The following is a 12,730-nucleotide window of genomic DNA, read 5'->3' as shown; positions in this document are numbered from 1 at the left end:
CCCGTCGTCGCCTTGGTGAGCCATTACCTCACCAACAAGCTGATAGGCCGCGGGCTCATCCTGCACCGCCGGAGCTTTCCACCATCACGGATGCCCGCGATGGTCAATATCCGGTATTAGACCCCGTTTCCAGGGCTTGTCCCAGAGTGCAGGGCAGATTGCCCACGTGTTACTCACCCGTTCGCCACTAATCCACCCCGAAGGGCTTCATCGTTCGACTTGCATGTGTTAAGCACGCCGCCAGCGTTCGTCCTGAGCCAGGATCAAACTCTCCGTGAATGTTTACTCGGCCAGTAAATTAATACAGCCGGTGCTACACCACGAGAGCGGAACAGTCAGGCGGAATAAGCCCGACCGTTCACAGCGTCCTCGCTGTGTTTATTTCAAAGGAACCTCGTCCCAGCCTGATGGCCGGAGACGGGGTATCAACATATCTGGCGTTGACTTTTGGCACGCTGTTGAGTTCTCAAGGAACGGTCGCTTCCTTTGTACTCACCCTCTCGGGCTTTCCTCCGGGCGCTTCCCTTCGGTCTTGCGTTTCCGACTCTATCAGATCTTTCCGATCCGATTTCCTCGGTGCTTTCCAGGTTCTCGCTTTTCGCGGTTTCCTTTCCGGCGGTTCCGACTTTATCAGAAGTTTCTGAGTCGGATTTCCTCTCCTCGGCCGGGCATCGTTCCCGGGCCTGAGTCGGCCGGGTGCCCCTTCGGAAGGAGTTGTAAACCTACTGGAGCGAGGCGCCTCGATGCAAATCGAGGCGCCTCGCTCCCAGTTGACGCTTGCTCCGGCCCGACGGACCGTCAGACCTCCACCACGACAGGCAGGATCATCGGGCGGCGGCGGTACGAGTCGGAGACCCACTTGCCCAGCGTGCGGCGAACGAGCTGCTGCATCTGGTGAGGTTCGACCACACCGTCCTGGGCGGAGCGTTCGAGGACCTCCGTGATCCTGGGGATCACGTCGCTGAAGGCGGAGTCCTCGATGCCGGAGCCCCGGGCCTGGACGTGCGGCCCGCCGGTGATCTTGCCGGTGGACGAGTCGATGACCACGAAGACCGAGATGATGCCCTCGTCGCCGAGGATCTTGCGGTCCTTGAGGGCCGGCTCACCCACGTCGCCGACCGAGAGGCCGTCGACGTAGACGTAGCCCGCCTGGACCTTGCCGGAGATCTTCGCCTTGCCCTCGACAAGGTCGACGACGACGCCGTCCTCGGCGATGACGATGCGGTCGTGCGGGACGCCGGTCAGGGCGCCCAGCTCGGCGTTGGCGCGCAGGTGGCGCCATTCGCCGTGCACCGGCATCAGGTTCTTGGGGCGGCAGATGTTGTAGAAGTACAGCAGCTCGCCCGCGGAGGCGTGACCGGAGACGTGGACCTTGGCGTTGCCCTTGTGGACCACGTTGGCGCCCCAGCGGGTCAGGCCGTTGATCACGCGGTAGACCGCGTTCTCGTTGCCGGGGATCAGGGACGACGCCAGGATCACCGTGTCGCCCTGGACGATGCGGATCTGGTGGTCCCGGTTGGCCATCCGGGAGAGCGCCGCCATGGGCTCGCCCTGGGAACCCGTGCAGACGAGGACCACCTCGCTGTCCGGGAGGTCGTCGAGCGTCTTGACGTCCACGACCAGGCCCGGGGGGACCTTCAGGTAGCCCAGGTCCCGCGCGATGCCCATGTTGCGCACCATGGAGCGGCCGACGAAGGCGACCCGGCGGCCGTACTCGTGCGCCGCGTCCAGGATCTGCTGGATGCGGTGCACGTGGCTGGCGAAGCTCGCGACGATGATGCGCTTGCGGGCGCCGGCGAAGACCTGCCGCAGGACGTTGGAGATCTCCCGCTCGGGTGGGACGAAGCCCGGGACCTCGGCGTTCGTCGAGTCCGAGAGGAGGAGGTCGATGCCCTCCTCGCTCAGGCGCGCGAACGCGTGGAGGTCCGTGAGGCGGCTGTCCAGCGGGAGCTGGTCCATCTTGAAGTCGCCGGTGTGGACCGCCATGCCCGCGGGAGTGCGGATGGCCACGGCCAGCGCGTCGGGGATGGAGTGGTTGACCGCGACGAACTCGCAGTCGAACGGGCCGATGCGCTCGCGGTGTCCTTCCGCCACCTCGAGGGTGTACGGGCGGATGCGGTGCTCCTGGAGCTTGGCCTCGATGAGGGCGAGGGTCAGCTTGGAGCCGATCAGCGGGATGTCCGGCTTCTCGCGCAGGAGGAAGGGGACGCCGCCGATGTGGTCCTCGTGACCATGGGTGAGGACGATGCCCTCGATGTCGTCGAGGCGGTCCCTGATGGACGAGAAGTCCGGCAGGATCAGGTCGATTCCGGGCTGCTCCTCCTCGGGGAAGAGCACTCCGCAGTCGACGATCAGCAGGCGGCCGCCGTACTCGAAGACCGTCATGTTGCGGCCGATCTCGCCGAGACCGCCGAGCGGGGTGACTCGCAGGCCGCCTTCGGGGAGCGGCGGGGGCGGGCCGAGTTCGGGATGCGGATGACTCAAAAGACTCTCCTCACCACGCGCGCCACGTACCGGTGGGGCACGTGGCGCGCGTGACGTTCGTGCAGAAGCAGTTGTCGTGGTGGGTGCGGGACCGGTGGCCCGCGTATTCAGTTGTGAAGCAGGTGCGCGGGGACCGCGCGAAGTCTGGTGTCAGAGCTGTACCCCGCCGGCGGCAAGATCGATCTTGAGTTGGTCGATCTCCTCGGGCGCGCACTCGACCATGGGGGCGCGCAGGGGCCCGGCGGGCAGGCCCTGCAGGGTGAGCGCCGCCTTGGTGGTCATCACGCCCTGGGTGCGGAACATGCCCGTGTAGACAGGGAGCAGCTTCTGGTGGATCTCGGTGGCCTTCTGGACGTCGCCCGAGGTGTACGCCTCGACCAGGGCGCGCAGCTCGGGGGTGACGACGTGGCCGACGACCGAGACGAAGCCGACCGCGCCCACGGAGAGCAGGGGCAGGTTCAGCATGTCGTCGCCGGAGTACCAGGCGAGGCCGGAGGTGGCGATGGCCCAGCTCGCGCGGCCGAGGTCGCCCTTGGCGTCCTTGTTGGCGACGATCCGGGGGTGCTCGGCGAGGCGGACGAGTGTCTCGGTGTTGATCGGGACGCCGCTGCGGCCGGGGATGTCGTAGAGCATGACCGGCAGCTCGGTGGCGTCGGCGACGGCCGTGAAGTGCCGGTAGAGGCCCTCTTGCGGGGGCTTGTTGTAGTACGGCGTCACGACGAGCAGGCCGTGCGCGCCGGTGCGTGCCGCGGCGCGGGCGAGTTCGATGCTGTGGTGGGTGTCGTTGGTGCCGACTCCGGCCACGACATGGGCCCGGTCGCCGACGGCCTCCAGGACCGCCCGTACGAGATCCGCTTTCTCCGCGTTGCTGGTGGTCGGGGACTCGCCGGTGGTGCCGTTGATGATCAGGCCGTCGTTGCCTGCGTCCACCAGGTGGGCGGCGAGCCGCTGCGCGCCGTCGAGGTCGAGTGCGCCGTCCGCCTTGAAGGGCGTGACCATGGCGGTGAGGACCCGCCCGAAGGGGGTCTGCGGAGTCGAGGTCGGAGCCATGGGTTACACGCTACTCGTTGCTCAGGACCGGGTCTGCCCTAGGGGCAGGCGACAAGTGGTGACAAAGGTGGAGCCCGGCACTGCCTGCTCGGGGGTTCAAGCAGTGCCGGGCCCGTTTGATCAGGCTAGATGAACTTCGCGAAATGCCGCAATACGGACACCTCGCGCGGCTGAACCGTACATCTGTACCTGATCGGGGAACCGGGCCGCGTTACGGCGCCACACGTCCGTTGGCGTTGAAGGCCGCGTACGTGAGCGGCATGAGCCGGGCCCACTCGGCCTCCATCTTCTCGCCGACCATCTCGATCTCGCGCTGCGGGAAGGACGGGACCTTGGCCAGCTCGTGCTGGGTGCGCAGGCCGAGGAAGTGCATCAGCGAGCGGGCGTTGCAGGTGGCGTACATCGAGGAGTACAGGCCGACGGGGAGGACGGAGCGGGCGACCTCGCGGGCGACGCCGGCGGCGAGCATCTCCTGGTAGGCCTCGTACGCATGCCGGTAGGAGTCCTCCATCACACGGCCGACCAGTTCCTGCTGGGCCTGGGTGCCCTCGACGAAGACGTACTTGCCGGGGCGGCCCTCCTGGACGAGCCTGCGGGACTCGTCGGGGACGTAGAAGACCGGCTGGAGCTCGCGGTAGCGGCCGCTCTCCTCGTTGTAGGACCAGCCGACGCGGTGCCGCATGAACTCGCGGAAGACGAAGATCGGGGCGCTGATGAGGAAGGTCATCGAGTTGTGCTCGAAGGGGCTGCCGTGCCGGTCCCGCATCAGGTAGTTGATCAGGCCCTTGGAGCGCTCGGGGTCCTTGTTCAGCTCGTCCAGGGACTGCTCGCCGAGGGTCGAGACGCGGGCGGCGAAGAGGACGTCCGCGTCGGACGCGGTGTGCTTGACCAGCTCGACGGTGACGTCGCTGCGGAAGCTGGGCTTGGGGTCGTCGGCTGGGGTGTCGGTCACGGTTGGCAGGGCCTTCCCATCTCGTCGTGTGGCGACGCCACTCTACGGCTCGACGAAAGCAGCGCGATCGGTGGCGTGCCGCAATGAAGTCGGTGAAACAGGGCACCTCTGAGGGAGTTCTTTCGTCTCTACTGATGAAAGTGATCCGTTCCACCTCCGAAGGAGAAGCACCCCTGATGTTCGGTCGGCGTGAACCCGTACCGTTTGCCTTCGTCGCCGAGGCCGACAGGTTCCGCAGCAATGTCACTCCCCCACCGCGCGAGCGGCCGTCCGTCGGTCAGATGGCCGGGCGCTGGCTGCTGGGTCTGACCGTCGTGGCGGGCCTCGTGGGGTCCCTGGTCATCGGGACTCCCGCGCTGTCGTCCGACAGTCCGGACTCGAACCCTCAGCAGTCCCAGGCGTCGCAGAAGCACTGAGCGGCCGCCGGTCGGCCGTGACTCCATCCGGCCCCCCGCCGGTGGTGACCGGGGACACAGATCGGTAGCCTCACCGGGCACAGCCCACGCATGGATCGAGTGAGGACCCGCCGTGCCCCTGCCCTTCCTGACGGCCGACCGCGTTTTCGAGGCGGCGGACGACGTTCCGCTGCCCTACGACGACCGTGACCGCTGGCGGCGGCCGTACCGGCCCGGGCCGTGGCGCGTGGCCGCGGCGGCGCTCTCGCTGCTCCTCGCCTCGTTCGTGCTGTTCGCGGCGGTCATCATCGCGGTGACGGCCGAACTCACCTCGGCCGCGGTCGTCTTCGGGCTCGCGCTGCTCGTCATCGCCGGGGCGCTGCGGTTGCTGCGCATGGGCGTGTGGGTGAGCCCGCGCGGGCTGCGGCACGTGGGTTTCCTCACCACGCGTACGGCGTCCTGGGCACAGGTCTTCGCCGTGCGTACGGTGCAGCAGCCGGTGCGCTGGCTGGGGCTCCCCCGGACCGTGCAGGGTCAGGCGCTGCTGCTGGTCCGGCAGGGGCAGTCGGCGGACGGTGCGCCGCCGCTGATGACCACGCACAACGCGGACTTCCTGGGCCGGGCGGAGGCCTTCGACCGGGCGGCCGACTCCGTGGAGGCGTGGGCCGAGGAGCACCAGGCGCACTGACGTCCCGATCTCATGCCGGTGGGGCCGGACCGTACGCGGTCCGGTCCCACCGGCATGAGCGGGGTGCGGTTCAGGCCGCTTCGGGCTGCCTGCCCTCGTGCAGGGCGATCGCGCGTTGCATCGCCTTGCGGGCACGCGGGGTGTCGCGGGCGTCGTGGTAGGCGACGGCCAGGCGGAACCAGGTGCGCCAGTCCTCGGGGGCGGCCTCCGTCTCGGCCTTGCGCTTGGCGAAGACCGCGTCGGCCGAGTCGCGGTCGATCCGCCCGCTGGGGGTGCGCTTCAACTCGTCGACGGGCAGGCCGCCCTCGGCCTCGAGTTCGGCGGCCAGCGCGTTGGCCTTGCGGACGAACTGGGTGTTCTTCCACAGGAACCACACGCCGATGACCGGCAGGATCAGCACCGCGACACCGAAGGTCACGGTGAGGGGGGTGCCGGCCTCGATGAGCAGGACGCCGCGGCTGCCGACCAGGACGAAGTAGACGACCAGGACGGCGGCCGTGAGGGCGTAGGTGAGCTTCGCGCGCATGACGGTCAGCAGCTCAGCTCAGGTCCAGGAAGTGTTCCAGGCCGAAGGTCAGGCCGGGGACGCTTCCCACGCGGCGGGCGCCGAGCAGGATGCCCGGCATGAAGCTGCTGTGGTGGAGCGAGTCGTGGCGGACCGTCAGGGTCTCGCCCTCGGCGCCGAGCAGGACCTCCTGGTGGGCGAGGAGCCCACGCAGCCGGACGGCGTGGACCGGGACGCCGTCGACGTCGGCGCCGCGGGCCCCGTCCAGGGCCGTGGTCGTGGCGTCCGGGGCCGGGGCGGTGCCGGCGGTGCGGCGGGCCTCGGCGATGAGCTGGGCGGTGCGCGTGGCGGTGCCGGAGGGAGCGTCCACCTTGTTCGGGTGGTGCAGCTCGACGACCTCGACGGACTCGAAGTACGGGGCGGCGATCTGCGCGAACTTCATGGTCAGGACGGCCCCGATGGAGAAGTTGGGCGCGATGAGCACGCCCGTCTCCGGTGACCGGTCCAGCCAGCCCTTCAGCTGCGCGAGGCGCTCGTCGGTCCAGCCGGTGGTGCCCACGACCGCGTGGATGCCGTGGCTCACGCAGTAGTCGAGGTTGGCCATGACCGAGTCGGGCGTGGTCAGTTCGACCACGACCTGGGCGCCCGTCTCGGCCAGCGCCTCCAGCTGGTCGCCCCGGCCGAGGGCGGCGACCAGCTCCATGTCCTCGGCGGCTTCGACGGCTCGTACGGCTTCCGAGCCGATCCGGCCCTTGGCGCCGAGGACCGCCACGCGCAGCTTGCTCATCTTGTGCTTCCTTAACCAGGGGGATTGTCAGGCGACGGCGTCGTGCAGGCGGGCCGCCTGTTTGTCCTTCAGCGGGCCGATGACCGACAGGGAGGGCCGCCGCCCCAGGATCTCGCGGGCGACCGAGCGGACGTCGTCCGGGGTGACCGACACTATCCGGGACAGCATGTCGTCGACGGACATCTGCTCGCCCCAGCACAGCTCGCTCTTGCCGATGCGGTTCATCAGCGCTCCGGTGTCCTCCAGGCCGAGGACCGTGGAGCCCTGGAGCTGACCGATCGCCCGCCCTATCTCGTCGTCCGACAGACCGTGCTCGGCGACGTGGTCGAGTTCGTCGCGGCAGATCTTCAGCACGTCGTCCACCTGCGACGGCCTGCATCCCGCGTACACACCGAACAGGCCGCAGTCGGCGAAGCCCGAGGTGTACGAGTACACGCTGTAGGCCAGGCCGCGCTTCTCCCGGACCTCCTGGAAGAGGCGGGACGACATGCCGCCGCCCAGGGCGGTGTTCAGCACGCCCAGGGCCCAGCGCCGCTCGTCCGTGCGGGACAGGCCCGGCATGCCGAGCACGATGTGCGCCTGCTCGGTCTTGCGGTCGATCAGCTCGACCCGGCCGGCGGTGCGCAGGGCACGCCGGCCGCTGCGCGGGGCGACGGGCTCGGCGCCGGTGTCCCTGAAGGCGCCGGCCTTCTCGAAGGCGGCACGGACCTGCCGTACGACCTTGGCGTGGTCGACGTTGCCGGCGCAGGCGACCACGAGGTGGGTCGGGTCGTAGTGCTTCTTGTAGAAGCGGCGGATGCGGTCGGCGGTGAGCGCGTTGACCGTGTCGACCGTGCCGAGGACCGGGCGGCCGAGGGGGTTGTCGCCGAACATCGTGTGCGCGAACAGGTCGTGCACGCAGTCGCCGGGGTCGTCCTCGGTCATCGCGATCTCTTCGAGGATGGCGCCGCGCTCGACGTCGACGTCCTCCTCGAGGATGAGCGAGCCGGTCAGCATGTCGCAGACGACGTCGATGGCGAGGGGCAGGTCGGTGTCGAGCACGCGCGCGTAGTAGCACGTGTACTCCTTCGCCGTGAACGCGTTCATCTCGCCGCCGACCGCGTCGAGGGCGGCGGAGATGTCCAGGGCGGACCTGCGGTTCGTGCCCTTGAAGAGCAGGTGCTCCAGGTAGTGCGTGGCGCCGTTCAGCGCCGGGGTCTCGTCGCGGGAGCCGACGTGCGCCCAGATGCCGAAGGTCGCGGAGCGGACCGAGGGCAGGGTCTCGGTGACGATGCGCAGGCCGCCGGGGAGGGTGGTCTTGCGGACCGTGCCGATGCCGTTCTCGCCCTTGATCAGGGTTTGGGTACGGGCGACGGCCCGCGCCTCCGAGGAGGTGCGGGCCGTCGCCGACGAGCTGCTCGACGTCACTTGTCGGTGTCGTCCTTCGTCTCTGCGTCTTCTTCGACCTCGATCACCGGGATGAGGGAGAGCTTGCCGCGGGAGTCGATCTCGGCGATCTCGACCTGGACCTTGGCGCCCACGCCGACGACGTCCTCGACGTTCTCCACGCGCTTGCCGCCGGCGAGCTTGCGGATCTGCGAGATGTGCAGCAGACCGTCCTTGCCCGGGAGCAGCGACACGAACGCGCCGAAGGTGGTCGTCTTCACGACCGTGCCCAGGTAGCGCTCGCCGACCTCCGGCATGGTCGGGTTGGCGATGCCGTTGATCGTGGTGCGGGCGGCCTCGGCGGACGGTCCGTCGACCGCGCCGATGTAGATCGTGCCGTCGTCCTCGATCGTGATGTCGGCGCCGGTGTCCTCCTGGATCTGGTTGATCATCTTGCCCTTGGGGCCGATGACCTCGCCGATCTTGTCCACGGGGATCTTGACGGTGATGATCCGCGGGGCGTTCGGGGACATCTCGTCCGGCGTGTCGATCGCTTCCATCATCACGTCGAGGATGTGGAGGCGGGCGTCACGGGCCTGCTTGAGGGCCGCGGCCAGGACGGAGGCCGGGATGCCGTCCAGCTTGGTGTCGAGCTGGAGGGCGGTCACGAACTCCTTGGTGCCGGCGACCTTGAAGTCCATGTCGCCGAAGGCGTCCTCCGCACCGAGGATGTCGGTGAGGGTGACGTAGTGCGTCTCGCCCTCGATCTCCTGGGAGATCAGGCCCATGGCGATACCGGCGACGGGGGCCTTCAGCGGCACACCGGCGTTCAGCAGCGACATGGTGGAGGCGCAGACCGAGCCCATGGACGTCGAGCCGTTGGAGCTCAGCGCCTCGGAGACCTGGCGGATCGCGTAGGGGAACTCCTCGCGGGTCGGCAGGACCGGGACCAGGGCGCGCTCGGCGAGGGCGCCGTGGCCGATCTCGCGACGCTTCGGGGAGCCGACGCGGCCGGTCTCGCCGGTGGAGTACGGCGGGAAGTTGTAGTTGTGCATGTAGCGCTTGCGGGTCACCGGGGAGAGGGTGTCCAGCTGCTGCTCCATGCGGAGCATGTTGAGGGTGGTGACGCCCAGGATCTGGGTCTCGCCACGCTCGAACACCGCGGAGCCGTGGACCCGCGGGATGGCCTCGACCTCGGCGGCCAGGGTGCGGATGTCGGTGACACCGCGGCCGTCGATGCGCTTCTTCTCCTTGATGACGCGCTCACGGACCAGGGTCTTGGTCAGCGAGCGGTACGCGGCGGAGATCTCCTTCTCGCGGCCCTCGAACTCGGGGAGGAGCTTCTCGGCGGCGAGCGCCTTGACGCGGTCCAGCTCGGCCTCGCGCTCCTGCTTGCCGGCGATGGTCAGCGCGGAGGCGAGCTCCGGCTTGACGGCGGCGGTGAGGGCCTCGAGGACGTCGTCCTGGTAGTCCAGGAAGATCGGGAACTCGCCGGTGGGCTTGGCGGCCTTCGACGCGAGGTCGGCCTGGGCCTTGCAGAGCACCTTGATGAAGGGCTTCGCGGCTTCCAGACCGGCGGCGACGACCTCCTCGGTCGGAGCCTCGGCGCCGCCCTTGACGAGCTGGATGGTCTTCTCGGTGGCCTCGGCCTCGACCATCATGATCGCGACGTCGCCGTCCTCCAGGGTGCGGCCCGCGACGACCATGTCGAAGACGGCGTCCTCGAGCTCGGAGTGCGTCGGGAAGGCGACCCACTGGCCGTTGATCAGCGCGACGCGGACGCCGCCGATCGGGCCGGAGAAGGGCAGACCGGCCAGCTGCGTGGACGCGGACGCGGCGTTGATCGCCACGACGTCGTACAGGTGGTCGGGGTTGAGCGCCATGATCGTGGCGACCACCTGGATCTCGTTGCGCAGGCCCTTCTTGAAGGACGGGCGCAGCGGGCGGTCGATCAGGCGGCAGGTGAGGATCGCGTCCTCGGAGGGGCGGCCCTCACGGCGGAAGAAGCTGCCGGGGATCTTGCCGGCGGCGTACATCCGCTCCTCGACGTCCACCGTCAGGGGGAAGAAGTCGAGCTGGTCCTTGGGGTTCTTGGAGGCGGTGGTGGCCGACAGCACCATGGTGTCGTCGTCCAGGTACGCCACGGCGGAGCCGGCGGCCTGCTTGGCCAGGCGGCCCGTCTCGAAGCGGATGGTGCGGGTGCCGAAGGAGCCGTTGTCGATGACGGCCTCGGCGTAGTGGGTCTCGTTCTCCACTAGCGTTATCTCCTCGTCTTCGTCCCGTCGCTGCCCGTGTGGCAGGGGGACGGTTGCGGAGAAGCGCTCCTTGCGGTGCGGGCCGGTCTTCGATCGAAGCACCCGGGGCTCGCTCTCCCCCGGGGGCCACTACCGAGGACCGGCGGCGGCTGGGTGCGCCTCTCCTCGTTCTTGTCGTGCTGTGTCGTCCGTATTGCGTTGTGCTACCACACTACAAAGCAGTGGTGACACTCCGCACGTACAGCAAAGGGAGCGGTCCCCTTTCCTTCGGGAACCGCTCCCCTCACGGCGTCTTACTTGGCGCCCGCCGCACCGCGGCGGATGCCGAGGCGGTCGACCAGCGCACGGAAGCGCTGGATGTCCTTCTTCGCCAGGTACTGGAGAAGGCGGCGACGCTGACCCACCAGGATCAGCAGACCACGGCGGGAGTGGTGGTCGTGCTTGTGGGTCTTGAGGTGCTCGGTCAGGTCCGAGATGCGGCGCGAGAGCATGGCGACCTGGACCTCGGGGGAGCCGGTGTCGCCCTCCTTCTGGCCGAACTCGGTGATGATCTGCTTCTTCGTAGCGGCGTCGAGCGGCACGCGTACTCCTCGTAGTCTGTGGTGGGCCACCGAGTGCCCCCGGTCTGTGTCTCGGGGGAGCTTCCGTTACTCGGGAGGCGGGGATCCGCTGGGCGCGGCCTCCAGAGCGCTGGGCTCCGGGGGTGCGTACACAAACGGCCGTCGACCAGGGTACCAGGCGGTCGCGGGCCTCTTTACGGTGGTCCGCGAACCGGCCGGACGGAGCCGGGCGGGCGACTAGGGTGAGCGGGCTCGGGTCCGTCCGCACGTCGGCGGTCGCGGTCCGGGCTCAGGGAACGATACGCCGGGAAGGGGTCGCTGCGGCATGGCGGAGACGGCTGAGGAGATCAAGGCACGCAAGGAGCGGGAGCGGGACGAGCTCTACGCCCTCGACATCTCCGGTGTCGAGTGGCACAGCGCGCCGGGCACCGAGGAGCACGAGGAGCGGGTCGAGATCGCCTACCTGCCCGAGGGGGCCGTGGCGATGCGGTCCTCGCTCGACCCGGAGACGGTGCTGCGTTACACCGAGGCGGAGTGGCGGGCGTTCGTGCTGGGGGCTCGGGACGGGGAGTTCGATCTGGAGCCGGGGCCGCGCGACGGGGGGCCGGGGGCCGGGCAGTAGCTTTCGCGGTTTCCGCAGTTGTTGCGACTTCCGTAGCTTCCGCGGTTTCCACAGGGCGCGTCGAGGGGTGAGCCGGTGGTCGGCCGCCCCTCGTCGCGCTTTTTTGTGACCTCAAGACGCCTGGATGACAAGGTGGTTCGCGATTCTTCACGCCAATCGCCCTATTTGTTCACCAAGGTGTTCGCTGCATACGTCACTTTCGGGCAGCTTCTTGGCGGGTTGTGACGTGGTGGACAGGCGCTCGTGGGTGGACGGGCCTGCCGAGGTGGGGCTTGTGGTGATTAGGCTGGGACGAGACGTGAGAGCCCGTGGAGCGGGCGTCGGCGTCCCAGGGGGAGCGCGGGGGAGCCTGGATCGGATGACCTCGGACGACCTCAAATACGACCTCAGAACGACTTCGTACGACGTCGGACGACAAGCAAGGGTCGCCCCAGCACGGCATGAGGGTGCTCGACCACACCAGGAGGAACACTGTGAGCAGCGATCGGGACGGGAACCGCGGGGGCTGGGCGACACCCGGCGATGACCAGCCCGACGCGGAGTCCGCGGCAGAGGTGACGGGCGAGTTCACCATCGACTACGCGCCGCCGGCCTGGTACACGCAGAACGCCTCGGGCAGTTCGAGCTCGGGGCCGGGGGCGGGGGCATCCGAGGAGTCCAGTGCTTCCGGCGCACCCGGGGCCCGTCCGGCCGGGGGTGCCGGGGCGTCCGGCGGTCCCGGTGGCGCTGGGGGCTCCGGGGGCTCCGGTATGTCCAGCGGGCCGGTTCCGCCCCTGCCCGGGCTCACTCCGCCTCCGCATGCCAATCCTTCCGGTGCGTCTTCGTCGTTCCCGGGGCAGACCTCCGGTCCCGCCTCGACTCCGGCTCCGGCGCCCGCTCCGGCTCCCGGAGCGCCGTTCACGCCGCCCGCGCCTCCGCCCGCTCCGGGTGCTCCGTTCACGCCTCCGGCGCCCGCGCCTGGTCCGGGTGCGCCTTTCACGCCGCCCGCGCCGTCCGCCGGGGGTCCTTCTGCCGTACCCAAGCTCCCCGTGGGGGTTCGAGCCGCAGGGGTCTCAGCCGCAGGGCGG

Annotated in this window: 12 protein-coding genes; 4 read left to right on the top strand and 8 right to left on the bottom strand. The window is 69.0% G+C overall.

The window, feature by feature from the left end; all coding sequences use genetic code 11:
* Window positions 1-798 precede the first annotated feature (798 nt).
* From SSQG_RS28545 to thyX, 3 genes are all read right to left on the bottom strand, one after another.
* Window positions 799-2,484, bottom strand: coding sequence for a ribonuclease J (locus tag SSQG_RS28545; RefSeq protein WP_003993381.1), 1,686 nt, complete (start codon window positions 2,482-2,484; stop codon window positions 799-801).
* A 150-nt stretch (window positions 2,485-2,634) separates the two neighbouring features.
* Entirely contained in the window at window positions 2,635-3,534 is a 900-nt protein-coding gene (gene dapA / locus SSQG_RS28540; RefSeq protein ID WP_003993380.1) for a 4-hydroxy-tetrahydrodipicolinate synthase, read from the bottom strand.
* Window positions 3,535-3,745: 211 nt separating this feature from the next.
* A complete protein-coding gene (gene thyX, locus SSQG_RS28535; RefSeq protein WP_003993379.1) occupies window positions 3,746-4,486 on the bottom strand; it encodes an FAD-dependent thymidylate synthase in 741 nt (246 codons plus the stop codon).
* A gap of 176 nt (window positions 4,487-4,662) precedes the next feature.
* Here thyX and SSQG_RS28530 point away from each other — a divergent pair, with 176 nt between their 5' ends.
* The gene (locus SSQG_RS28530; RefSeq protein ID WP_003993378.1) at window positions 4,663-4,902 is read left to right on the top strand and encodes a hypothetical protein; all 240 of its coding nucleotides are present in this window, start codon (window positions 4,663-4,665) and stop codon (window positions 4,900-4,902) included.
* A gap of 112 nt (window positions 4,903-5,014) precedes the next feature.
* Window positions 5,015-5,569, top strand: a complete 555-nt coding sequence (locus tag SSQG_RS28525; protein WP_003993377.1) for a hypothetical protein — start codon at window positions 5,015-5,017, stop codon at window positions 5,567-5,569.
* A gap of 70 nt (window positions 5,570-5,639) precedes the next feature.
* Here SSQG_RS28525 and SSQG_RS28520 read toward each other — a convergent pair whose 3' ends face one another.
* The 5 genes from SSQG_RS28520 to rpsO form a co-directional block, all read right to left on the bottom strand.
* Complete coding sequence (locus SSQG_RS28520) at window positions 5,640-6,095, bottom strand: hypothetical protein (RefSeq protein ID WP_003993376.1); 456 nt, start codon at window positions 6,093-6,095, stop codon at window positions 5,640-5,642.
* A gap of 13 nt (window positions 6,096-6,108) precedes the next feature.
* Complete coding sequence (gene dapB / locus SSQG_RS28515; protein WP_003993375.1) at window positions 6,109-6,861, bottom strand: 4-hydroxy-tetrahydrodipicolinate reductase; 753 nt, start codon at window positions 6,859-6,861, stop codon at window positions 6,109-6,111.
* A 27-nt stretch (window positions 6,862-6,888) separates the two neighbouring features.
* Window positions 6,889-8,268, bottom strand: coding sequence for a M16 family metallopeptidase (locus SSQG_RS28510; protein ID WP_003993374.1), 1,380 nt, complete (start codon window positions 8,266-8,268; stop codon window positions 6,889-6,891).
* Window positions 8,265-10,481, bottom strand: coding sequence for a polyribonucleotide nucleotidyltransferase (locus SSQG_RS28505; protein WP_003993373.1), 2,217 nt, complete (start codon window positions 10,479-10,481; stop codon window positions 8,265-8,267). The genes SSQG_RS28510 and SSQG_RS28505 overlap by 4 nt, the downstream gene beginning before the upstream one ends.
* Window positions 10,482-10,774: 293 nt before the next feature.
* Entirely contained in the window at window positions 10,775-11,062 is a 288-nt protein-coding gene (gene rpsO / locus SSQG_RS28500; protein ID WP_003993372.1) for a 30S ribosomal protein S15, read from the bottom strand.
* Between the two features lie 304 nt (window positions 11,063-11,366).
* Here rpsO and SSQG_RS28495 point away from each other — a divergent pair, with 304 nt between their 5' ends.
* Together SSQG_RS28495 and SSQG_RS43075 are read left to right on the top strand one after the other, a co-directional pair.
* On the top strand, window positions 11,367-11,663 hold the full coding sequence (locus SSQG_RS28495; protein WP_003993371.1) for a DUF397 domain-containing protein: 297 nt from the start codon (window positions 11,367-11,369) through the stop codon (window positions 11,661-11,663).
* Between the two features lie 440 nt (window positions 11,664-12,103).
* Window positions 12,104-12,730 (top strand): SCO5717 family growth-regulating ATPase (locus SSQG_RS43075; protein WP_276327125.1); only part of this gene is annotated, 627 nt, incomplete at its 3' end.

Source organism: Streptomyces viridochromogenes DSM 40736 (assembly GCF_000158955.1).
GTDB lineage: Bacteria > Actinomycetota > Actinomycetes > Streptomycetales > Streptomycetaceae > Streptomyces > Streptomyces venetus.
Note: the sequence above shows the minus strand (reverse complement) of the source record. Positions and strands in the feature narration are given on the sequence as shown.